Origin of the sequence: Flavobacterium ginsenosidimutans (assembly GCF_037478105.1) — a bacterium.
Lineage (GTDB): Bacteria > Bacteroidota > Bacteroidia > Flavobacteriales > Flavobacteriaceae > Flavobacterium > Flavobacterium ginsenosidimutans.
Genome location: NZ_CP147988.1, coordinates 637,711 through 659,130 on the forward strand (window position 1 = coordinate 637,711; position 21,420 = coordinate 659,130).

Here is a 21,420-nt window from a genome sequence, read left to right on the forward strand (position 1 = left end):
AGCTTAAAGACATGGCAATTTCGCAACATTTAAATAAAATCAGGAAACATGTTTTGAGTACACTGATAGTAATTTAGCATTGTAGAAAAGCCCCAAATTTTTACCAACAACTTCCCTTGAAAAGTAATAACGTAAAAATTAAAAAAATGAGAACATTTTATTCATTCACCGTAATTTTAGGTTTGAGTTTTTTTGTATTTTCTTTTAGTAAATTTGAAAGCACTAATACTACATATACAAAAACTTCAAACAACACAATTGTTTACCACAATGATTCAGATGATGTAAACGAAATTTCAAACGACTTCTTTAAAAGGTATTCGGATTTGAAAAAATATAAGTCTGATGTCATGTCTTTGTACAAAAACAGAACTCTTGGAACTATTTGGTTTGATGAAAACGAAATCAGTGAGTTTGGATCTGCTTTGTATGAAAAAGCAAAAAAAACAAATGATTTGGTAATTCCATATCAAAAAGAAATTGACCAATTATTTAGTTCTTCATCAGATAAAAGCACTCTTTCTCAAACTGATGCCGATATGCTTTTAAGTTCATTGTATGTTGTATACGCTAAAAAAAGTAATTCCGACAAGAAAAAGCTATCTTATAATGATATGCTAAAAGACTTTTTAAACTACAGCACGTTAGAAGAACAAGAAACAACAGTAGCTGCAACAAATGAAAAAGTAGAATTTGACCAATATTACAAATTGCAAGATGCTCTAAAAAAATACAAAAGATTAGAAAAATCAAGCAAATATAAACCTATTGTTCCGGCAGAATCTCCTTATAAAGAGTTGCGTCCAGATGCAGTTTCTAGCACTATTGCACAAGTTAGAACTCGTTTGTATTTGTTAGGCGATTTAAAAACAGATTCTAAAAGCGATGTTTACGATCGTGAATTGATGGACGCTGTAATGAAATATAAAGTTCGTAATGGTTTTAAACCAAATTATATTTTGGCAGAAGAACACATCAATGAAATGAATATTCCGCTTGAGGATAAAGTTGCGACTTTAAAACTTAATATGGAAAGATGCCGAGCTATTGCTGCTCAGATTGCTGCCAGCGATGAATATGTTTTGGTAAACGTTCCTTCTTATGAAATGATTTATGTTAAAAATGGAAAAGTTCAATTGACTTCGCCTGTATTTGTTGGAGCGCCTTTAACAAAAACAACCATTTTTAATGGAGAAATTGACCGAATCGTTTTCAGCCCTTATTGGACAGTACCTCAAAGTATTGTGCAAAATGAGTTGAAATCTAAAATCGCGGCAGATCCAAATTATCTAGCAGAGAAAAACATGGAAATGGTTAACGGACAAGTAAGACAAAAACCAGGTCCAGATAATTCTTTAGGATTGGTGAAATTTATGTTTCCAAATCCAGATGATATTTATATGCACGATACGCCATCTAAAACTTTGTTTGATTTTGAAAAAAGAACTTTCAGCCACGGTTGTATTAATGTAAAAATGGCTAAAGAATTGGCTGTTGCCATGTTGAAAGATTATCCAGAATGGACTAAAGAAAAAATCGATAAAGCGATGGAAGGAAAAGTAGAAAGCAGTTTTAAACTGTCTAAAAAAGTACCAATTTATATTACTTATTTTACATCTTTAGTAAATGAAAATGGTGAAATTGGTTTCTTCCAAGATGTTTATGAAAACGATAAACAAATAACAGAAACTGCAGTTGTAGCTCAATAATATAATTCTAATAAATTTTAGAGAGAATTTGTCAATTTCTGGCAGATTCTCTCTTTTTTAGTTATATCTACAACTAAAAAAATGTCTTAAATTATTAATTTTTAAACTTTTAGGTCCTTTTATATTTTAACTTCTGTCGCAACTTTGCATCATAATACTACCACTAATAATTAAGTAAAAAAACAATAGATCATGAAAACAGAAAATATAGAAGGTTTATCATTATTTGAAATAAATTTATTGATACAACAAGGCGGAAGATTTGTTATGTTTCCAAATCTGATGACAAAAATTAAAAGTTATACTATTTATTTTATTCGTCCTGACGAAAAAACGTATAAATATGCATTAAAACATTTTCTTAAAAATATAGCACTTGGCTGGCGATCGCTTCCACTAAGGCCGTCTTACATTTCAAAATCTTTATTTTATTTGACAATTGGCGGCAAAGATTGCACTCAGAATATATTAGCCAATCTAAAGCAGATTAATCCAATTTATAATCCCAATTTATACTGTTTACAGTACGTTTAGACGCCTTTTTTGTCCCTTAAATCTAAATTTACATGCTAAAAATAAAACGAAAAGTCATCAAAGCAAGGAGAAACCCTACATCCTAAAAACAAATGCTATTGATTGTGCATTTATTTAAGCTCAAAATTTAAAATCATCTTATATACTATTATAAGGTGATTTTTTTTGTCCTAAACTGCTATTTAAAAACCCTTTTGGGGCTAATAGGATAATACGTTAAAAAGAGATTTGCAAAATCTTTTTTTAACAAAAGTTCAATGAAAAAACAGATTACATATTTAAGTATTATTATATCTATTCTTCTCGTTTCGTGTAATAATCATACATCAATGAATTCAATTACTTCTGGTGAAATTATCAAACCAAAAGCGCCAAAAGCTGTAGGCCCTCCGCGTATATTGTTTATAGGAAATAGTCACACAGAATATTATGTAAGCATCCCAACGTTATTTCAAGAGTTATGCAATGCAAATAATAAAAATGTAAATGTGCAGCAATTAATAACAATGGGAGTTTCTCTTGATAAGGTTTATTACACAAATAAAACAGAAGCTAACCAAAATTTTTCCAACATAGATAAAGACGGAAATTATTATGATTATGTAATTCTTCAGGAATCCACTCCAATTGCATTAACAAATCTTTCGATGTATAGAGATAATTTGAAATTATTTGCAGAAAAAATCCATAAAAATAGTCCAGATGCTGCAATCTATGTCTATCAAAATATTCCTCCCTTATCTTATAAAAATTCAGAATACGATAGTTATTATAAAGAACTACGAAAAAATGCCATTTTAGCTGCAGCATTTATTAAAAATGCAGGATTGCTAAAAGTTGGCGATGCTGTTAAAGATGCATATCAAGGTAAAAATGGTTATATATATTTAACAAATAACAAAGATAATCTTCGTGATGGCAAAAATACCCTGTATCTTATAAATGATGGCGGTTTTTTACAAGCTGTTTTATTATATGCTACGATCTTTGATGAAAAACCAATTATCCCTAAAAAACTTATTTTGAGCACAGGAACGGGAGATAATGATAATATGAGAAAACAAGAGGTTACGAAAGCAATCAGTAACCCGAAAGCTTTAGAAGAAATTGCTTTTAGTAATAGATAAATTATCTAAAAAAATCTTTTACGATTTATTTTTTAACCTAAACTCAATTAAAATTTCAACATTATTTTTTGTCTTAAAGTGTTAGTTTTAAAACTTTTTGAGGCTTTTCTTTTTTTTTAATTAAGAAGAAATTTGCAAATCTTTTTAATTAAATCATGATGAAAAAACACATTTTACTTTTAGGTATTGCAGCAATTCTTTTTACTTCTTGCAAAGACAAATCGGCTACGGCAGAAAGTCAAACTACTACAGAAGAAACAGCCGAAAGACCAAAAGCACCAAAAGCTGAAGGTAGCCCAAGAATTTTATTTATTGGAAATAGCCATACAGAGTTTTTCGTAAGTGCTCCAATTTTATTTGGAGAAATCTGCAAGGCAAATAATCAACCTATGAATATTGATCAATTGGTTACAATGGGAGTTTCAATTGATAAAATTTATGATGATCATAAAAAAGAAGCAGAACAAAATTTTGCCAAAGTCGATAAAGATGGAAATTATTACGATTATGTAGTCATTCAGGAATCAACACCAGTTGCTGGTGGAGAACCAGATAAATATAAAGCTAACGTGGAAATGATTGTAGAAAAAATACACAAGAACAGCCCAGATGCAGCTATTTATATTTACGAAGGAATGTCTCCAGCTCCGTTTACTGATTCTGACTACAAAGAGCTTTATGCCATCATGCGTAATAATGCAGGCGAAGTGGCTAAAGCAACAAAAAATGCTGGTTTGTTAAGAGTTGGTGATGCTGTAAATGATGCTTATAACGGCAAAAATAGTTATAACTATTTAGTAGCCAATAAAGACAATCTTCGCTATGGTGAAAACACCTTACACCTTTTAAACGATGGCGGTTATATGCAAGGAGCACTTTTATTTGCAACAATCTTCAACAAAAAACCAATAATGCCAAAAGAACTTACTTTAAGCACTGGAACAGGAGATAATGATGGAATGAAAAAACAAGAAGTTACCAAAGCTATTAGTAATCCAAAAGCTTTAGAAGAAATTGCTTTTAGTAATCGTTAAGACTTAATAACAATTTTAAAAAATCACCTTATAGAAAATTCTATAAGGTGATTTTTTTTACCATAAAACACTGAATATCAATAAAATTTATTCTTATTTTAGCTTTATCTTTTAACCTAAAACCAATTTATGGAAGATTCAAATGAGTTAATACAAAGAAAAAGCTGGTGGAATAGAAACTGGAAATGGTTTGTTCCTACAGGATGTTTAAGTCTTTTAGTTTTATTTGCCTTATTTATAGCTGGAATTTTCTTTGAAGTCACTTCCATAATAAAAGATTCTGATGCTTATAAAGAATCGATAACAGCCGTACAAAACAATAAAATCGTGGTTGAAAAACTAGGATCTCCTATAGAAACTGACGGAATGGTTTCTGGAAATATTACTTCTACTAACGATGTTAGAACCTGCGATGTACAAATTCCAATAAAAGGGCCGAAAGGCAAAGGAACGCTCTTTGTTGTAGGCGAAAAAAGAGGAAAATGGAAATACAGCGAAATGTCTGTTTATATTGAAAAAACAAATGAAAAAATTGACCTTCTTAAAAAATAGAATTTGCAATTTTGACCTACCATTTTTTATTCTTTTCTAATATTTTAAGGCTATAATAACGAATAATAAATTGTTGTTAATTATCAAACAAAATCTTTCTTCACACTTAATAAATTTGTGGCTTTGTTTTTGAATAAGTAGTATTTTTGAAACTTAAATAAAAACCCCAAAATGAAAAAGATTTTATTATTAGCCGTTACATTTTCTCTAACGTCTTGTGCACAGGTACAACAGACCTTAAATCAATTGCCTCAAATAGCCTCTCAGATTCCAGGCACAGGAACTGTTGATATTGCTTCTGGATTAAAAGAAGCTTTGAATAAAGGAATTACAGAACAAGTGAGTAAATTAACCGCGGTAGATGGTTTTTATAAAAATGAAGCCGTAAAAATTCTATTGCCTGAAGAATTACAAAAAGTTGATGCAACTTTAAGAAAAGTAGGTTTAAGTTCGCTTGCAGACGAGGGAATTAAAATGCTGAACCGCGCCGCTGAAGATGCTGTAAAAGAAGCAACTCCAATTTTCGTTTCGGCTGTAAAAAATATGTCGTTTACAGATGCTAAAAATATTCTTTTAGGAAATGACAGCGCTGCAACAACTTATTTACAAGGAAGCACAACAACTGCTTTGTACGGAAAATTTAATCCTGTAATTAAAAGCTCATTCGAAAAAGTTGGAGCTGACGCTGTATGGACAAAAATTATAACAAAATACAACACTATTCCATTAGTGAAAAAAGTAAATCCAGATTTAACTGATTATACAACAAACCAAGCTTTATCTGGCGTTTTTAAAATGATTGCCGTAGAAGAAAAAGAAATCCGAAATAATATTTCTGCAAGAACAACGCCTTTGTTGAAAAGCGTTTTTGCTATGCAGGATGGGAAATAATTTTTTCTAAAGGTTCTAAAGAACAGAGTTGCAAAGAATCAAAGTTTTTTTTTTAAAACTGAAGAGATTGCGATTAAACAAATCTAACGATTAACCGATTAAACTAAAAAGACCGAAATGCAAAAAATTACCATACTCATTCACTGTAAAGATCAAAAGAATATTATTGCTTCAGTGACTACTTTTATTGCTAAAGTAGGCGGAAATATTACTTATATTGACCAGCATGTTGATGTAGAGCAAAATGTATTTTTTATGCGACTAGAATGCGAATTTGAAGGTAGTGATATTACAATTGAAAGCTTTAAAGAAGATTTTGATAAAACGCTAGCATCTAAATTTGGCATGTCTTGGGATCTGTACAATCAGGAACAAAAACCAAAATTGGCATTGTTCGTTTCTAAGTACGATCACTGTTTATTTGACATTTTAGGAAGATACAGCGCAGGTGAATTGAATGTGGAAATTCCGGTAATTATTAGCAATCACAATGATTTGAGATCTATTGCAGAACGTTTTGATATTCCGTTTCATTTTGTTCCTTTCACAAAAGAAAACAAAGAAGAAGGCGAAGCAAGACAAATTGAATTATTAAAAAGATATAAAATCAATTTTATCGTTTTGGCGCGTTACATGCAAATTGTTACCCCAAAACTGATTTCGCTTTACGAAAATAAAATCATCAATATTCACCACTCGTTTTTACCTGCTTTTCCAGGTGCAAAACCGTATCATTCGGCTTTTAAACGCGGTGTAAAAATCATTGGTGCAACAAGTCATTACGTAACAGAAGAATTAGACGAAGGTCCAATTATCGAACAAGATATTGCGAGAGTTTCTCATATTCACTCCGTAGAAGATTTCATCATGAAAGGACGTGATTTGGAGCGTATCGTTTTAGCTAGAGCCATTAAACTGCATGCAGAAAGAAAAACGATGGTTTATAGTAATAAGACAGTGGTTTTTTCTTAAAGGTTCTAAGTTCTATTCTTAAGACATAACAAACCCGACAGGTTTTAAAAATCTGTCGGGTTTACTTTTTATACTGCACAAAAAAACACTTATAAATCAATAACTTAGAAGCTAAAAAAAACAGCAATTGTTAATTTTTCGACTAATTTCATGATACTGATTTTTAACACTTTAGCAAACACACAAAACAATCTTTATCATATTCATAAACAAAATTGATTGTCATTAAATTTTAATAATAAAAAATTATTTAACACTACTAAAAGCTCAAAACAGCGATTTAAAAATCTTAACTTATGGTCAACAAAGTAATAACAAAACCTTAACAGCATAACATCTATATATGTCTGACCTTTGTAATGTAATAAACTGGTTATTTATTATTTTGGTTTTGGTTAGTTAAATGATGCCGGCGTCTTCGAGATGCCGGCATTCTTTTTTTGTGAAAGTTTGGTTTATTTTGTTTCAAGTTTCAGGTTTCAAGCTGTCTTACTTTACGGTTAATTTAACCGCAAAAATTGTAAAGTTTTTTTACTCAAGAGGGTTTGTATAAAACGTAAAGTTCACAAAGCTCTGTATAAAAAACTTTGCAAACTTAGCCTAAAACTTAACGCTCTTTGGAGTTAAAAAAACACAATCTTTTGAACATTAACTTATATCCAACAAAGTAATAACAAGATCTTAACAGCATAACATCGATATATGTCTGACCTTTGTAATGTAATAAACTGGTTATTTATTATTTTGGTTTTGGTTAGTTAAATAATGCCGACGTCTTCGAGATGCCGGCATTCTTTTTTTGTATTAAATTGTTTCATGTTTCACGTTTTCCTTGTTTCACGTTGGCCATTCTTTGAACATAATTTAACCGCAAAGCACGCAAGTTTTTAATATACCAAACTTACATAAAACGCAAAGTTCGCAAAGCTTTGTGTAAAAAACTTTGCGAACTTTGCGTAAATCTTAGCGCTCTTTGCGGTTAATCTTCCAACAAACTTGAAACCTGAAATTTGAAACAAAAGAAACCTAATTCTTTAATCTTTCATGAAGTAATTTAAAATACTCGAAAGCTTTAATCAATCGGCTACCATGCCAAGAAAACATTTCTCCATCAACAAAAATTGTTTTGGCGTGATGTGTAAATCTTCCAATTTCGAAAGCATCTTCTTCTTTAAACGGATATGGTTCCGAAGAAAGAAAAACAAGATCTGGATCGCCTTCTAAACGCATTTTCTTTAATTCAATTTCAGGATAGCGGCCTTTGTCTTCGTAGATATTTTTAAAATGATTCAGTTTTAGCAATTCATTTATATAAGTATCATTTCCTGCAACCATGTAAGGATCTTTCCAAATGAAATAAGCGGCTTTCTTTTCTTTTATATCTTTTATATAATTTTTGAAATCGCTCAAGGCGAAAGCCAATTTGTTGTTCCACTTTTGCGCTTCAGTTCTACAATTGAATAATTGTCCGAAATCTGAAATCATCTGGAAATTGTCTTCGATAGAAACAATATTCGTAACCCAAACTGGACAGATTGTACTTAATTGTTCTACAATCTCTTGCGTATTTTCTTCTTTATTGCAAATAATAATATCTGGTTCAAGAAGTTTTATTTTTTCGAAGTGAATTTTCTTTGTTCCGCCAACAATCTTTTTAGTCGATTTAAAATGAAACGGATGTACACAGAACTTCGTTATTCCGATGATTTTTTCTTCCAAACCTAAATCATATAATAATTCGGTTTGTGATGGAACTAGCGAAATAATACGCTTTGGAGCAGTTTCAAAAGCATGAACTTTGCCAAGCTGGTCTTTTATTTGTTTCATGTTTGAGGTTTGTTGGAGTGTGGAATTTAACGCAAAGCGCGCAAAGTTTTTTCGCAAAGTTCGCAGAAGTTTATGCTTGGTGTTGAGTTTAAGATTTTTTAAAGTTCTCAAAGCTTAAAATAAAATTTCCTCTTTGAGAACTTAAAAAAAACTTTTAAAACACTGTATATAATTTCTTTGTGCACTTTGCGAAAAACCTTAGCACACTTTGCGTTAAAATTACACTCAAAGTTAACTTTAAAAAAAAAGTAAAGCTTACACCCTACTTTGAGAACTTAAAAAACTTTTACAAAACTGCATATAATTTCTTTGTGCGCTTTGCGGTAAAAAATTATGTTCAAAATTACTTTAAACCTAAAACTTAGAACCAATAATCTCAGCCATTTCTTTCTGCACTTTCAAAGCCTCTTCTCTCGCCTTTTCAGCAAAATCGGTTCCTTTTGAGGCGTAGATAATGGCTCTTGCTGAATTGACCAAAAGACCAATTTTATCGTTCATTCCATATTTGCACACTTCAGATAAACTTCCGCCTTGAGCGCCAATTCCAGGAACTAACAAGAAACTATCTGGAACAATTTTTCTAATTTCAGTAAAATATTCTGCTTTTGTAGCACCAACAACGTACATTAAGTTTTCGCTGTTTTTCCAAGTTTTAGAAGTTTCTAGAACTTGTTTGTACAATTCTTTTCCGTTGGTATTTAAAGTCTGAAAATCGAAAGCTCCTTCATTCGAAGTTAAAGCCAACATGATTGTGTGTTTGTTTTCAAATGCAAGGAAAGGCTCAACAGAATCTTTTCCCATATATGGAGCAACAGTTACACTATCAAAATTCAAATCTTCAAAAAAAGCTTTTGCATACATGCTAGAAGTATTTCCAATATCGCCACGTTTAGCATCAGCAATTGTGAAAATTTCAGGATAATTTTCGTTGATGTAATTGATTGTTTTCTGCAAAGACATCCATCCTTTTATTCCATAAGCTTCAAAAAAAGCAGTATTTGGTTTGTATCCTACAGTTAAATCATGAGTAGCGTCAATTATTGCTTTATTGAATTCGAAAATCGGATCTTCGGTTTCTAATAGATGCTGTGGCATTTTAGCAAGATCTGGATCTAAACCAACGCATAAAAATGATTTTTTTTGAAGAATTTGTTCGTGTAGTTGTTGTGTTGTCATATTGTATTTTTAGTTCTTCTATTCAAAGAATTAATTCTTTTTAAAAAGTATGCAAAAATAAAAAAAGCCACTCAATTAAGAATGGCTTTTTACTTTTATATTCAGCAGAGCTTATAAATTGCCTAAATAAACAATTTCAGTTCTTCTGTTTTCTGCTCTTCCTGCAGCTGTTTTATTTGATTTTACAGGTTTTGACGAACCGTAACCATTAGAAGTTAAATTCGCAGGATTTACACCTTTTTCAATCAAAAGATCCATTACTGCTTTTGCTCTAGCTTCAGATAATTTTTGGTTTGCTTTTGCATTTCCAACATTATCTGTATGTCCGTTAACAGCAAATTTAGCGTTTGGATAGTTCTTTAAAATTTCTTTGATTGCGTCTAATCTTCCTGAAGTTTCTCCTTTTTTAGCATCGCTTAAAGTCGCTTTTCCAGTTGTAAAGAAAATAGATCTTGCTTCTACTTTTAACTGCGCTAAAGTTTCTTTAGTCACTTTTGGACAGCCTTTATTTTCTGCTGGACCAGCAACTGTTGGGCATGCATCATCTTTGTCTAAAACGCCGTCTTTATCTGCATCTAAATCTGGACATCCTTTATTTTCTGCTGAACCTGCTTCTTTCGGACATGCATCGTCTTTATCCAAAACTCCGTCTCCGTCAGTATCTGGCCATGGGCAACCTTTATTTTCAACAGGACCTGCAACAGTTGGACACGCATCTACATTATCTAATAAAGTATCTCCGTCACTATCTTTCCAAGGACAACCTTTATTTTCTTTTGGTCCTGCAACATCAATACAAGCATCATCTTTATCAAAAACACCGTCTTTATCTGTGTCTGACCAAGGGCAACCGCCATTTTCAGCTGGACCAGCAACTTTTCTACAAGCATCTTCTTTATCAATTACACCATCTCCGTCTGTATCTTTAAATTGTTTTTCATAAACTGGAATTTTCATTCCAAGGTGAAAATCAGCACCTTTTGATTCTTTAGACACCAAATTGCTCAAAATTGAACCAGAACCTATGAAGAAAACTCCCGCACGTAAACCTGCTCCAGCTTGCATTCCGCTGTATTCCATATATGTCATTGGCAAATAAAAACTAAACCATCTGCTTTCGTAACGCGGTGTCAATGTAACTCGGTCAGCAATTCCGTAACCATTTAATTTACTATCCGAAACCAGATTAATATCTCCGTTAAGATTTAAATAGAATTTGTTGTACATATTCCAATCTGCATCTGCGCGAATAGCAGTTGGCAAATTTGTTTTTACTCCTTTTGAAGTTGAAATTTTAGTATAATGCTCATTTAAGAAATCGTATAAATCTTCCGCATCATCAATCATTTGCTGTGTAACAACTCCGTTTACATTATAAGTATCAACTTTTGAGTTTTTATAATTGATAGATCCAATATCCGTTACAGATAAACCGAAACGTAATTTATATTTATTTAAATCTCTAAAATTATTATCAGCTGGTTTTGCTCTACTAAGATCGTATTGATCATAATCTGGTCTCCATTCGTACACCAATCCAAAATCAAAACCAAATCCGCGTGAATTTGCATCAAATTCGTAATCGTCATTTTTTTCCCAATCTTGACTTCCTCCAACAGTAACTTCACCATTTGAGATCAAAGCTCCTTGTTTTGGATTTACAGTGTTTTCAACATAAGAAACGTTAACATTATTTCCATGCACATAGGCATTTACACCACCTTGAAGATATTTGGCAGTTAAACCTCCTTTTAAAAAGTGTTGGTCTTTTTGAAATAAAACAGCAGCATACGAAATTCCAAGTTCGCCCCAAGAATGAGATGCTCCGTTTGGATTTCCTAAATTGTAATTAAAATTTTCAGACTGATCTAATCCATCTTTTACCTGATCTATAAGATAACCGTTAATTTTTTTGATGTTAGAAACAGATCTTGCTCTTGTAAAAACAGCCAAAGAATGTTTTGGCGCAATATTAAACATAAAAGACGGTCCCATAATATCAAAATTTGCCAATCCGTTGTTAGCATTTTTTGGAGATACTTTTGACTGGCTTTCAAAATCGTATCCGTCTTTGTAAACATCAAATAATTTAACGCCATACAAGTCATTTTCTACCGCACCACTAATCGAAAACAAATTAATATCTGTTTTAAAACGTGAATCTGCAATAGAAGCTGGATTGAATAAAACGCTTTGAACTCCCGCATAGTTATCATGAAAATAACCTAAATAAGATTGTGCCTTGGCGGTAAAAGAAATAATTAAAAAAAATAAAATTGGTAAATGTTTTCTCATTAAAAATTTAGTTTTAGTTGCGCGCAAAACTACAACAATTAAATGCTAAAACAGTTAAGAAAACATTGAATTCATGTAACTTCTTTGATGAATTATGTAAGAAAAAAAAGAGCTCGCAAAGGTATATTTGAGAACAACTTAATACACAGATAATTATGATCCCACATATTGGAATTACACCGAAAAATTTAAAAAAGAGTGCCTCAATTTTAGCCACGATTTTATCAAACGAAATGACATTGTATGTAAAAACCAGAAAATTTCACTGGAATATTTCTGGAAATAGCTTCATGGAACTGCATAAATTGTTTGAAGAGCAATATCGTATTCTGGAAGCTAATATTGATGAAGTTGCGGAACGCATCAATCAATTGGGAGAAAAAACAATTGGAACAATGAAAGAGTTTATTGATAATTCGACATTGAAAGAATCTCCAAAAGAATATGCTTCTCAAAAAAATATGTTATCAGAACTTTTAGAAAACCATGAGCAATTGGTAACCGAATTTAGAGGCTATATTCCTGTTTTTGAAAACGAAACTAACGACATTGGATCTGCTGATTTTGTGACTGGCTTACTGCAAGAACACGAAAAAATGGCTTGGATTCTCAGAAGATATCAGGTTTAATTGTTAATTGTTAATTGTTAATTGTTAATTGTTAATCTTTAATTGTTAATCTTTAATTCTTAATCTTTAATTCTTAATCTTTAATTCTTAATTCTTAATTTTTAATTGAAATGAAAATTATGCAACAGTCATAAAAATTAATGTAACACAAAGCTGACTGATAATTTGCAATTTTACAATATAACAAATACAAAGAAAAACGATTATGAATACTACTGAAATAAAAGGAAACTGGAACGAGTTGAAAGGAAAGTTGAAGCAAAAATATGCTGAATTAACAGATGACGATTTGATGTTTGCTGAAGGAAAAGAAGACGAAATGTATGGAAGACTTCAGCAAAAACTGGGAAAAACAAAAGAGGAATTTCATCAAATCCTGTCAGAATTGTAAATCCTTGAAACTCAATCAGGGAAATACCGTCTAGTGAAAAAATATTAGACGGTATTTTTTTGAAAAATTTATTTTAAAATCACATTTCCGTGTAATTCTCTATCATTTAAAAGCAAAAACACCAAATAAAATAAGTATCTTTAACCAAATTTCCATAAAATGAAACTATTTATAAAGTTCGACATCAACACTATTTGCTCTCTATATTTAAAACAAAACTTAGAAGAAAACAACGTAAATTTTACGACTCTAGGATTTGGAGAAATTGAGATTGAAGACAATCTTGATGCCGAAGCATTGGAAAATTTAAAAACTAAATTGGCTCCATGCGGTTTTGAAGTAGTTGAGAATCAAAAAAGTGTATTAGTCCAAAAAATAAAAGACGCGATTATCGAGCTTGTATTTATGGACGACAACAATAATTACAAAAGTTCTGTGTTTTTGGCAGAAAAGCTAAATCACAGTTATGGCTATTTATCAAATGTTTTCTCAGAAGTAACTTATTCTTCTATTGAAAACTTTATTATTTTACAGAAAATTGAAAGAGCAAAACAATTGATTATTATCAATGAAATGAGTTTGACAGAAATTGCTTTTTTACTAAATTACTCAAGTGTTGCGCATTTAAGTACGCAGTTTAAAAACACGACTGGAATTACTCCTTCTGCTTTTCAGAGGATTATTAAGAAACGAAGAGAAAATTTAAAATAAAAACCCAAATACCAAATTCAAATGCAAAAAAACGCATTACACATTTTACTTGCCGATGATGATGAAGATGACCGTCTTTTTTTTAAAGACGCTTTTGAAGAGATCAAAATACAGACAAATGTAAATTTCGTTCATGATGGAATGCAGTTGATGGATCATTTAATGAACCAAGACAATAAACTTCCAGATATTTTGTTTCTAGATTTGAACATGCCTAAAAAAACAGGTAAAGAATGTTTGATTGAAATCAAAAAAACGGATCATTTAAAAGATATAATCATTGCCATCTATTCTACTTCTTCTTCTGAAGAAGACATTGAAGATACATTTATCCAGGGTGCAAATATTTACATTAAAAAACCGAGCGATTTCAATACGCTTAAAAAAATAATTAATGAAGTCGTGACCGTAAACTGGCACTATCATACCTCTGGGTTAAACCGTGATAATTTCTTGCTGCGACTAAAATAAGAGCATACCAATGAAATGGATACCAAATTTTAATTCTTCAAACTCATTGAGAGTTATTTTTGTAATCGCAGTTTTCATTCTGTTATTTCTTTCTTCAATTGCTTACAAACATAATCAGGACTTGAACGAATCGAGTAAACTGGTTATGCATACATACGAAATCAACATCCAGCTCGAACGATTAATGTCGGCTATTAAAGATGCAGAAACGGGCCAGCGAGGGTACATCATCACTCGCAATGCCCGTTTTTTAACGCCTTATATTTATTCTCGCGACAAGGTAAATACGTCCTTTATTACCTTAAAAAAATTAACTGCTGACAATGAACCACAGCAGAAAAATCTTCAGAAACTTTTCAAACTCATTACACAACGTTTTGTTTCTTTTGAAAACTGTTTAAAATACAGCGATCCAAAAACATACGACAAAAGAAAACTCGACAATCATATGTTTGGCGGAAGAATCCTAATGGAAAATATCCGTTTTAAGGTAGACGAAATGAATGATATTGAAAAAGAATATCTCAAAAAAAGACTTAAAATTTACGATGACGAAATCTCGTTAAGTCCGCTTTTTTCGATTTCTTTATTCTTAGTTGCATTGAGTTTTATTTTATTGGCTTACCGCCAAATCAGCCGTGATTTTGAACGATTGAAAGTATTCAATAAAAAACTTTTAATCTCAAGCGGTTTAATTTCTGAATCTGAAAATATTGGTAAATTCAGCACTTGGCAATGGGATTTGGATTCTGATAAAATCGATTTTTCAGACAATCAATTTCGTTTGTTAGGCCTTGAGCCAAAATCTTTTGCGCCAAATAGAGCAACACTTTTAAAATACGTTCACCCAGACGACAAAGAATCTGTTGCTAAAGCAATAGACGGAATTGTAGAAAAGAAAAACCTTCCGTTTGTTTATTATAAAATTGTACGTCCAGATTTTGAGGTTCGTTATTTTAAAACCATCGGTAAATTATTAACAGACCAACAAGGAAGTAAAATTTTGCTCGGAATTAATTTTGACATTACAGACGAGCATCTTCTTAATATTGAACTTCAGGAACGAAATAAAGAACTGGAAAAAAGCAATAAAGAATTGGCTTCTTTCAACCATGTGGCTAGTCACGATTTGCAGGAACCGCTTCGAAAAATCCAGACTTTCATTTCGAGAGTTTCAGATGCCGACAAAGCTGTTATGTCTGAAAGTGCTAAAAATTATATTAGCAAAATCGAAACTTCGGCAAAAAGAATGCGCGTTTTAATCGATGATCTTCTTTTATTTTCGAGAACCAATACCACAAAGAAAGAATTCATTAAAGTTAATCTTAACGAACTTTTGGATAATGCCGAATCAGAATTAGCTGAGATAATTGAAGAAAAGAAAGCCGTTATTAAAACAAATAAGCTTCCGAAGCTTTCCGTTATTCCATATCAAATTGAACAGCTTTTTATCAATTTAATTGGAAATTCATTAAAATACAGTCAGCCCAATCTTGAACCGGAGATTATAATTTCAAGTGAAAAAGTAATTTCTGCCGATTATCCAAAAATATTAGAACAGTCGATAAAGAAGTTTCATAAAATTACATTTACCGATAACGGAATGGGGTTTGATCCTCAGTTTAAAGAAACTATTTTTATTCTGTTTCAGCGTCTTCATTCTAAAACAGATTATCCTGGAACTGGAATTGGATTAGCGATTTGTAAAAAGATTGTCGAGAACCATAAAGGTCATATTACTGCAGACAGCACTTTGGGCAAAGGCTCAGTGTTTACAGTGTTTCTTCCTGATTAAACTTCATTAAAAAACTACATAAAAAACGTTATATAAATCCATTATGGGAATTATATAACGTTTATTTTTTATGCTGTAAAGTAAAATCTTTCATTCGTTGCCATCTTTGTAATGTAATACTTTAGGAAGTAACAATGAAAGCAATCCCCCCATTAAAAGCTTCAATTTTTAAAGTTCTTTTTTCATTCCTTTTAATACTATGCATCGCATCTTGCAGAAAAATTAATCCGATTGAAAATACTTTGAAGAATCAAGCTTTTGCAAAAAATGACAGAGAAGAGACAGAAGTTTTCTTTTTTATTTCAACGGCGAATGTTAGTAAATCTATTATTTCTAAAAGTCAAATTGCACAACAAAAAAGTTCAGATGTTATCGTTAAGGAATTGGCAAAAAGAATAGAAATTCAGCAAAGCCAATTACTAGAAGAAGTAACCAAGATGGCCACATCTAAGCTCATTGTCATTACTGAAATCAACGCCACGCACAAAAGAGATTTATACAATATACTTGACGCAAACAGAAACGAATTTAACAATATCTATCTTGACGCAATGACAGATGCGATTTGTGACCAGATTGAGTTACTTGAGAAAATTTCCAGAGAAACAAACGACAAAGAAACACTGGAACTCGTTCTTAGATATTTACCTGAAGAATACAAGCTTTTAAGGGAAACCGAAAGAGTAAAAAAACAAAATGAATAAACGCCTATTATCTATCTATTAACTAAATTTTTTACTATGAAATTACAAGCCAATTTTTTATGCGCCTTAACACTTTTTTTATCAGCTTCATTTGGAATGCTGCACGCTCAGGACAATAATGTGAACACCGAGTTTGGTGTAAAGGGGGGATTTAATATGTCGAATTTATATCAAAGTGAAGCCGACGATGAAAATGTTTTATACGGATTTAATGCCGGGGTTTATGCTACTCTTCCTATTTCAGACTTTGTAGCTATTCAGCCAGAGATTTTATTTACCACAAAAGGTTCAGAATTAGAATATAACAACGCTTTTGCATCGGGGAATACAAAATTTAGACTGAATTATATCGAAGTACCGCTTTTAGTGAGAGTAAATGTAACCAAAAACTTTAACATTCACGCCGGTGGTTATGCTTCCTACTTAGTAAGTTCTAAAGTAAGCGGGGACGGAACTTTTGATTTTGACGAAGAAATTGATGCCGACGATCTAGCTAGATTTGACGCAGGTCTTTCTGCTGGTGTTGGAGTCGATTTTAACCCAATCAGCATCGGATTACGTTACAATTACGGTTTAACTACTGTTGGGAAAGAAAGAACTGTTGCGGGAACAACTTTTACATTTCCAGATGCAAAAAACAGCAACCTTTCATTATATCTTTCTTACAAGTTAAACTAAACAAGAAATTGATTATTAACCACTAAAATAAAAACCATGTCTAACTTATTATATACAATCGCAGTGATTCTGGTAATTCTCTGGGCTTTAGGGTTCTTTGTTTACAGTTTCGGAAGCATTATCCATATTCTGTTAGTAATTGCCATTATCGCAGTATTGCTTCGACTAATTAAAGGTCGAGAAATTTAAAAATCACACTATTATTAAATCAACAAATTATTAAATATTAATCCATAAATTATTCATTATGAAAACTAGTAGCACAATTTTAGGAATTTTAGGAGCCGCAGCGGCGGGAGCATTCATAGGTGTTTTATTTGCACCAGACAAAGGTTCTAACACAAGAAAAAAAATCAAAGATAAATCGAAAGATTACTCAGATAATCTAAAATCTAAACTTGATGGCATTGTAAACACAATCACTTCAAACGGTAAAGAAATTATCGAAGAAGGAAAATCTAAACTTAACCAAGTTAAAGAGGATTACAATACCCTAAAAGACGATGTTAAAACAGTAAAATCAAACTATTAATCCCTGTATTAAATAGTGAAATTTTCAAACCATAAAACCTTATCTCATGGAACCAAATGCAACAACAAACGAAGATTTAAATCTTTACGAAAAAGCTGAAAACTACGCGAAAACAAGTTTAGAATTATTAAAACTGAAAACAGTATGTTCAGTGGCTGATGGTGTTTCATCATTAGCATCAAAGATTGCAATCGGTATTGTTGTTGCATTTTTCACTTTGTTTCTAAATATAGGGATCAGCTTATGGATTGGAAAAGAACTTGGAGAGTATTACTATGGCTTTTTTATCATGGCGCTATTCTATTTGATTGTCGTAATCGTTGTGGTAAAATCACATCATAAATTGATAAAAACGCCTATTGGTAATACCATTATTTCAAGTATTCTAAAAGAAACACAAAACTGATTTGATTATTAATACCTATAAAAAGACTAGTTATGGAGGCTATTTACACTATTGATCAATTAAATCAAAAAATTAAGGAAGTAGAAATTCGCCAAGATACCGAATGGTGCGCCATAAAAGACCATATAGAGGACATTAAGGAAAATCTAAAGCCTATTAACCTAATTCGAAATACAGTTGAAGAAATCAACGAAACTGTTGGTTTTAAAAGCCATTTGGCACAATCGGCAATTAGTATCGGAATTGGTTATCTGGCAAAAAGATTCATCGTCGGAAAAGGCGACTCGATGTTTAAAGGTGTTTTAGGTTCAATCGTTCAGCTTATTGTAACAAACTTGGTTTCGAAACCTCATCATGATTCTTCTGAAAACGAAGAAGAATCATCACAATACGAACCGTCTAGAGAGTAATTTGTCAAACTTAAATTTAATTATTATGGAAAAGCTAAGCGAAATAGTAATAAAAAATGGTGTCTACGTTTACTCGAATCTATATAAATGTTTTGAATACACACGATTATTTCTAGGTATCTAACTTTCATTATACGTTATTGGGGAAACGGTTAATGAAGATAAGACCTTCGATATATTTTTTTTAAGATACTGAGATTCTAAGATGCTAAGGTTCTAAGTTTTCTCTCTTTATCTAAATAGTAAAAAAAAGCTGAACTTTTAGTTCAGCTTTTTTATTTTATAACGTCAGAGAAAAACCTCTGAACCTTTGCATCTTTGTACCTCTGAACCTATGTACGATAACAATATATTGCATTCCAGCGGTTGAAACTCGCTGGCTATATTTTTTTTTTGAGATGCTAAGGTACTAAGTTGCTAAGATTCTAAGCTTTTTCCAATCTTTGGTATTTTTTTACACAAAAAAAGCCGAACAAAGTTCGGCTTAAATATATTTATTTTTATGCTCAAAGAGAAAACTTAGAACCTTAGCATCTCAGAGTCTTAGCATCTCAAAAAATATGTTCAAAGAGAAAAAACTTAGAACCTTAGCAACTTAGTATCTTAGCATCTAAGAAGTTTACGTTAGTAAACTTCCGAAGCTTCCTTCAATTTCTCCATATTATTAACCAACTGAAGCTCAGAAACGATTTTCTGAATATCACCATTCATGATATTTCCTAGATCGTAAAGCGTTAAACCAATACGGTGATCGGTTACACGACCTTGCGCATAGTTATACGTACGGATTTTTGCCGAACGGTCTCCAGAACTTACCTGAGAACTTCGTTTTTTAGCATCTTCTTCCTGCTTTTTAGCCAATTCCATTTCGTACAAACGAGAACGTAATACCATTAAAGCTTTATCTTTATTCTTGTGCTGCGATTTCTCATCCTGACATTGCGCCACCAAACCTGTTGGAATGTGCGTTAAACGTACAGCCGATTTCGTAGTATTTACCGATTGTCCTCCAGGTCCAGACGAACAGAAGAAATCTACACGAACATCGTTCATATCTACCTGAACATCAAACTCCTCAGCTTCTGGCAAAACCATAACCGTTGCAGCCGATGTATGCACACGTCCTTGAGTTTCTGTCTGCGGAACACGCTGTACACGGTGAACACCCGCTTCAAACTTCAAAGTTCCGTATACATCTTCTCCAGTAACCTCAAAAATAACCTCTTTGAAACCTCCAGAAGTACCCTCGTTCATATCTACAACAGATGATCTCCATCCCATAGATTCGCAATATTTCGTGTACATTCTAAACAAGTCACCAGCAAAAATACTCGCTTCGTCCCCACCCGTTCCGGCGCGGATCTCCACCATTACGTTTTTCGCATCTTCAGGATCTTTAGGAATAAGCATAAATTTGATTTCCTCCTCCAATTCTGGCAGACGTTCTTTTGCTTCATCCAATTGCATTTTGGCCATTTCCACCATTTCAGCATCGCTTCCGTCAGCAATAATTTCGTTTGCTTCTTCGATGTTTGCTAAAATTATGATGTACTCTTCTCTCTTTTCAACAAGCGCTTTTATCCCTTTATATTCTTGGTTAAGCTGCTTATAACGTTTTTGATCAGAAATAACATCCGGCTGAATAATCAAATCCGAAATCTCATCGAAACGCTGCTTTACATATTGAAGTCTATCTAACATTTTCTAATTCCTTTTATTGGACGGCAAAATTACAAAATTTTTATCGAAAATTCTAGTGTTCATTTTTTAGGGAATTTAAGTTGAATATTTAGTGGAATTGTAATGATTTTTAGGAGCTATTTCCTGCTATCCGCTATATCTTTTTAGGCGGAAAGTTTAAGGTTTAATAAGTTCTTTTTCGTTTGCCTAAAAAGGATGCCGCTTCTATCAGGGCTAGGGCTTTGTTTTTCATAAAACACTTTACGGTTTTCCGTAATGTATTTAGCTTTTATGTTCTTAGTTTTGAAAACTAACTAACAACCACAACTAAAAAAATGAAAAAACTGTTTAGCATATTCTTGTTACTCTTTGTAATAATGCAAAATTATTCTCAGGGAAATGGTTCTGAAACACGTAAGTTTATTGAAAATGCAGAAATCACCCAAGTAAATAAAGATTGGAATACAAAAGCAGAATTTAAGTCCGGACTTGATGAAATAGTTTCTTTCTTTCCAATTGAAGTAATTGATTTAAAATCCAACAGAAAAATAAAATCATTACAAGTGGATATGACTCTAAAATACCACGGAAATAATGATTTCAAATCTTCATGGATTGATTTAAATGAAGTCGACGAATTTATATTGTTTATTGAACAATATGTTATTCCAAATCTGAAAGATAAAACCGAAAAAAACCAATCAACAACATACATTTTTAATTCAAAAGAAATAATGTTTAGTTTTAAAATTCAAAATGCTTTAAGAAGAATGTCAATATATCTTAAAGATAATGGTATTACAGATTATGAAAATTATTTCTGGACAGAAACACAAGTAGGGAAAATTCCTGAATTGCTTACAATGTTGAAGGAGATTAAATAATTTAAAAAAAGA

The 21,420-nt window shown here is 31.9% G+C and carries 23 protein-coding genes; 19 read left to right on the plus strand and 4 right to left on the minus strand.

What is annotated here, in order from left to right; genetic code table 11:
* Positions 1-146: 146 nt before the first annotated feature.
* From V6624_RS03010 to purU, 7 genes are all read left to right on the plus strand, one after another.
* Positions 147-1,709: a L,D-transpeptidase family protein gene (locus tag V6624_RS03010; protein WP_338840815.1), complete on the plus strand. Its 1,563-nt coding sequence runs from the start codon at positions 147-149 to the stop codon at positions 1,707-1,709.
* A 192-nt stretch (positions 1,710-1,901) separates the two neighbouring features.
* The gene (locus tag V6624_RS03015) at positions 1,902-2,243 is read left to right on the plus strand and encodes a hypothetical protein (protein ID WP_111283273.1); all 342 of its coding nucleotides are present in this window, start codon (positions 1,902-1,904) and stop codon (positions 2,241-2,243) included.
* A 257-nt stretch (positions 2,244-2,500) separates the two neighbouring features.
* Positions 2,501-3,370, plus strand: a complete 870-nt coding sequence (locus V6624_RS03020) for a hypothetical protein (protein WP_111283275.1) — start codon at positions 2,501-2,503, stop codon at positions 3,368-3,370.
* A 155-nt stretch (positions 3,371-3,525) separates the two neighbouring features.
* Positions 3,526-4,404 carry a hypothetical protein gene (locus V6624_RS03025; RefSeq protein WP_162614896.1) on the plus strand — a complete coding sequence of 293 codons (879 nt, stop codon included), beginning with the start codon at positions 3,526-3,528 and terminating at the stop codon, positions 4,402-4,404.
* Positions 4,405-4,533: 129 nt separating this feature from the next.
* Positions 4,534-4,956 carry a cytochrome c oxidase assembly factor Coa1 family protein gene (locus V6624_RS03030; protein WP_111283279.1) on the plus strand — a complete coding sequence of 141 codons (423 nt, stop codon included), beginning with the start codon at positions 4,534-4,536 and terminating at the stop codon, positions 4,954-4,956.
* Positions 4,957-5,127: 171 nt separating this feature from the next.
* Entirely contained in the window at positions 5,128-5,847 is a 720-nt protein-coding gene (locus V6624_RS03035; protein ID WP_111283281.1) for a DUF4197 domain-containing protein, read from the plus strand.
* 117 nt (positions 5,848-5,964) lie between these two features.
* Positions 5,965-6,819, plus strand: coding sequence for a formyltetrahydrofolate deformylase (gene purU / locus V6624_RS03040; RefSeq protein WP_111283283.1), 855 nt, complete (start codon positions 5,965-5,967; stop codon positions 6,817-6,819).
* A gap of 1,026 nt (positions 6,820-7,845) precedes the next feature.
* Here the strand turns inward: purU and V6624_RS03045 are convergent.
* From V6624_RS03045 to V6624_RS03055, 3 genes are all read right to left on the minus strand, one after another.
* The gene (locus V6624_RS03045) at positions 7,846-8,646 is read right to left on the minus strand and encodes a helical backbone metal receptor (RefSeq protein WP_338840816.1); all 801 of its coding nucleotides are present in this window, start codon (positions 8,644-8,646) and stop codon (positions 7,846-7,848) included.
* A 354-nt stretch (positions 8,647-9,000) separates the two neighbouring features.
* Positions 9,001-9,822, minus strand: coding sequence for an orotidine-5'-phosphate decarboxylase (pyrF, locus tag V6624_RS03050; protein ID WP_338840817.1), 822 nt, complete (start codon positions 9,820-9,822; stop codon positions 9,001-9,003).
* Between the two features lie 111 nt (positions 9,823-9,933).
* Positions 9,934-12,117, minus strand: a complete 2,184-nt coding sequence (locus tag V6624_RS03055; RefSeq protein ID WP_338840818.1) for a DUF5723 family protein — start codon at positions 12,115-12,117, stop codon at positions 9,934-9,936.
* A gap of 155 nt (positions 12,118-12,272) precedes the next feature.
* On the opposite strand from V6624_RS03055, the gene V6624_RS03060 reads away from it, so the two are divergent.
* The 11 genes from V6624_RS03060 (at position 12,273) to V6624_RS03110 (ending at position 18,844) form a co-directional block, all read left to right on the plus strand.
* Positions 12,273-12,746 carry a Dps family protein gene (locus V6624_RS03060; RefSeq protein ID WP_111283291.1) on the plus strand — a complete coding sequence of 158 codons (474 nt, stop codon included), beginning with the start codon at positions 12,273-12,275 and terminating at the stop codon, positions 12,744-12,746.
* A 205-nt stretch (positions 12,747-12,951) separates the two neighbouring features.
* The gene (locus V6624_RS03065; RefSeq protein ID WP_008462351.1) at positions 12,952-13,137 is read left to right on the plus strand and encodes a CsbD family protein; all 186 of its coding nucleotides are present in this window, start codon (positions 12,952-12,954) and stop codon (positions 13,135-13,137) included.
* A 159-nt stretch (positions 13,138-13,296) separates the two neighbouring features.
* The gene (locus V6624_RS03070; protein WP_111283293.1) at positions 13,297-13,848 is read left to right on the plus strand and encodes a helix-turn-helix domain-containing protein; all 552 of its coding nucleotides are present in this window, start codon (positions 13,297-13,299) and stop codon (positions 13,846-13,848) included.
* 21 nt (positions 13,849-13,869) lie between these two features.
* Positions 13,870-14,319: a response regulator gene (locus V6624_RS03075; protein ID WP_111283295.1), complete on the plus strand. Its 450-nt coding sequence runs from the start codon at positions 13,870-13,872 to the stop codon at positions 14,317-14,319.
* Positions 14,320-14,329: 10 nt separating this feature from the next.
* Positions 14,330-16,114, plus strand: coding sequence for a CHASE3 domain-containing protein (locus V6624_RS03080; protein WP_111283297.1), 1,785 nt, complete (start codon positions 14,330-14,332; stop codon positions 16,112-16,114).
* Positions 16,115-16,356: 242 nt separating this feature from the next.
* Positions 16,357-16,818 (plus strand): DUF4142 domain-containing protein, encoded by a 462-nt coding sequence (locus tag V6624_RS03085; RefSeq protein WP_239455554.1) that lies wholly within the window; start codon positions 16,357-16,359, stop codon positions 16,816-16,818.
* Between the two features lie 36 nt (positions 16,819-16,854).
* Positions 16,855-17,496: a porin family protein gene (locus V6624_RS03090; protein ID WP_111283302.1), complete on the plus strand. Its 642-nt coding sequence runs from the start codon at positions 16,855-16,857 to the stop codon at positions 17,494-17,496.
* A 36-nt stretch (positions 17,497-17,532) separates the two neighbouring features.
* A complete protein-coding gene (locus V6624_RS03095) occupies positions 17,533-17,685 on the plus strand; it encodes a lmo0937 family membrane protein (RefSeq protein WP_109192514.1) in 153 nt (50 codons plus the stop codon).
* A 58-nt stretch (positions 17,686-17,743) separates the two neighbouring features.
* Positions 17,744-18,028, plus strand: coding sequence for a YtxH domain-containing protein (locus V6624_RS03100; protein ID WP_111283304.1), 285 nt, complete (start codon positions 17,744-17,746; stop codon positions 18,026-18,028).
* A gap of 46 nt (positions 18,029-18,074) precedes the next feature.
* Entirely contained in the window at positions 18,075-18,434 is a 360-nt protein-coding gene (locus V6624_RS03105) for a hypothetical protein (protein ID WP_111283306.1), read from the plus strand.
* Between the two features lie 32 nt (positions 18,435-18,466).
* Positions 18,467-18,844, plus strand: coding sequence for a hypothetical protein (locus V6624_RS03110; protein WP_111283308.1), 378 nt, complete (start codon positions 18,467-18,469; stop codon positions 18,842-18,844).
* 624 nt (positions 18,845-19,468) lie between these two features.
* On the opposite strand, the gene prfA is transcribed toward V6624_RS03110, so the two are convergent.
* Complete coding sequence (gene prfA, locus V6624_RS03115; protein WP_111283310.1) at positions 19,469-20,545, minus strand: peptide chain release factor 1; 1,077 nt, start codon at positions 20,543-20,545, stop codon at positions 19,469-19,471.
* Positions 20,546-20,859: 314 nt separating this feature from the next.
* On the opposite strand from prfA, the gene V6624_RS03120 reads away from it, so the two are divergent.
* On the plus strand, positions 20,860-21,408 hold the full coding sequence (locus tag V6624_RS03120; RefSeq protein ID WP_338840823.1) for a hypothetical protein: 549 nt from the start codon (positions 20,860-20,862) through the stop codon (positions 21,406-21,408).
* Positions 21,409-21,420 lie beyond the last annotated feature (12 nt).

What these genes read in the sequence shown, in the direction of transcription:
- V6624_RS03010 (WP_338840815.1), top strand. Translation starts at nt 147, where the DNA reads ATGAGAACATTTTATTCATTCACCGTAATTTTAGGTTTGAGTTTTTTT.
- V6624_RS03015 (WP_111283273.1), top strand. Translation starts at nt 1,902, where the DNA reads ATGAAAACAGAAAATATAGAAGGTTTATCATTATTTGAAATAAATTTA.
- V6624_RS03020 (WP_111283275.1), top strand. Translation starts at nt 2,501, where the DNA reads ATGAAAAAACAGATTACATATTTAAGTATTATTATATCTATTCTTCTC.
- V6624_RS03025 (WP_162614896.1), top strand. Translation starts at nt 3,526, where the DNA reads ATGATGAAAAAACACATTTTACTTTTAGGTATTGCAGCAATTCTTTTT.
- V6624_RS03030 (WP_111283279.1), top strand. Translation starts at nt 4,534, where the DNA reads ATGGAAGATTCAAATGAGTTAATACAAAGAAAAAGCTGGTGGAATAGA.
- V6624_RS03035 (WP_111283281.1), top strand. Translation starts at nt 5,128, where the DNA reads ATGAAAAAGATTTTATTATTAGCCGTTACATTTTCTCTAACGTCTTGT.
- purU (WP_111283283.1), top strand. Translation starts at nt 5,965, where the DNA reads ATGCAAAAAATTACCATACTCATTCACTGTAAAGATCAAAAGAATATT.
- V6624_RS03045 (WP_338840816.1), bottom strand. Translation starts at nt 8,646, where the DNA reads ATGAAACAAATAAAAGACCAGCTTGGCAAAGTTCATGCTTTTGAAACT.
- pyrF (WP_338840817.1), bottom strand. Translation starts at nt 9,822, where the DNA reads ATGACAACACAACAACTACACGAACAAATTCTTCAAAAAAAATCATTT.
- V6624_RS03055 (WP_338840818.1), bottom strand. Translation starts at nt 12,117, where the DNA reads ATGAGAAAACATTTACCAATTTTATTTTTTTTAATTATTTCTTTTACC.
- V6624_RS03060 (WP_111283291.1), top strand. Translation starts at nt 12,273, where the DNA reads ATGATCCCACATATTGGAATTACACCGAAAAATTTAAAAAAGAGTGCC.
- V6624_RS03065 (WP_008462351.1), top strand. Translation starts at nt 12,952, where the DNA reads ATGAATACTACTGAAATAAAAGGAAACTGGAACGAGTTGAAAGGAAAG.
- V6624_RS03070 (WP_111283293.1), top strand. Translation starts at nt 13,297, where the DNA reads ATGAAACTATTTATAAAGTTCGACATCAACACTATTTGCTCTCTATAT.
- V6624_RS03075 (WP_111283295.1), top strand. Translation starts at nt 13,870, where the DNA reads ATGCAAAAAAACGCATTACACATTTTACTTGCCGATGATGATGAAGAT.
- V6624_RS03080 (WP_111283297.1), top strand. Translation starts at nt 14,330, where the DNA reads ATGAAATGGATACCAAATTTTAATTCTTCAAACTCATTGAGAGTTATT.
- V6624_RS03090 (WP_111283302.1), top strand. Translation starts at nt 16,855, where the DNA reads ATGAAATTACAAGCCAATTTTTTATGCGCCTTAACACTTTTTTTATCA.
- V6624_RS03095 (WP_109192514.1), top strand. Translation starts at nt 17,533, where the DNA reads ATGTCTAACTTATTATATACAATCGCAGTGATTCTGGTAATTCTCTGG.
- V6624_RS03100 (WP_111283304.1), top strand. Translation starts at nt 17,744, where the DNA reads ATGAAAACTAGTAGCACAATTTTAGGAATTTTAGGAGCCGCAGCGGCG.
- V6624_RS03105 (WP_111283306.1), top strand. Translation starts at nt 18,075, where the DNA reads ATGGAACCAAATGCAACAACAAACGAAGATTTAAATCTTTACGAAAAA.
- V6624_RS03110 (WP_111283308.1), top strand. Translation starts at nt 18,467, where the DNA reads ATGGAGGCTATTTACACTATTGATCAATTAAATCAAAAAATTAAGGAA.
- prfA (WP_111283310.1), bottom strand. Translation starts at nt 20,545, where the DNA reads ATGTTAGATAGACTTCAATATGTAAAGCAGCGTTTCGATGAGATTTCG.
- V6624_RS03120 (WP_338840823.1), top strand. Translation starts at nt 20,860, where the DNA reads ATGAAAAAACTGTTTAGCATATTCTTGTTACTCTTTGTAATAATGCAA.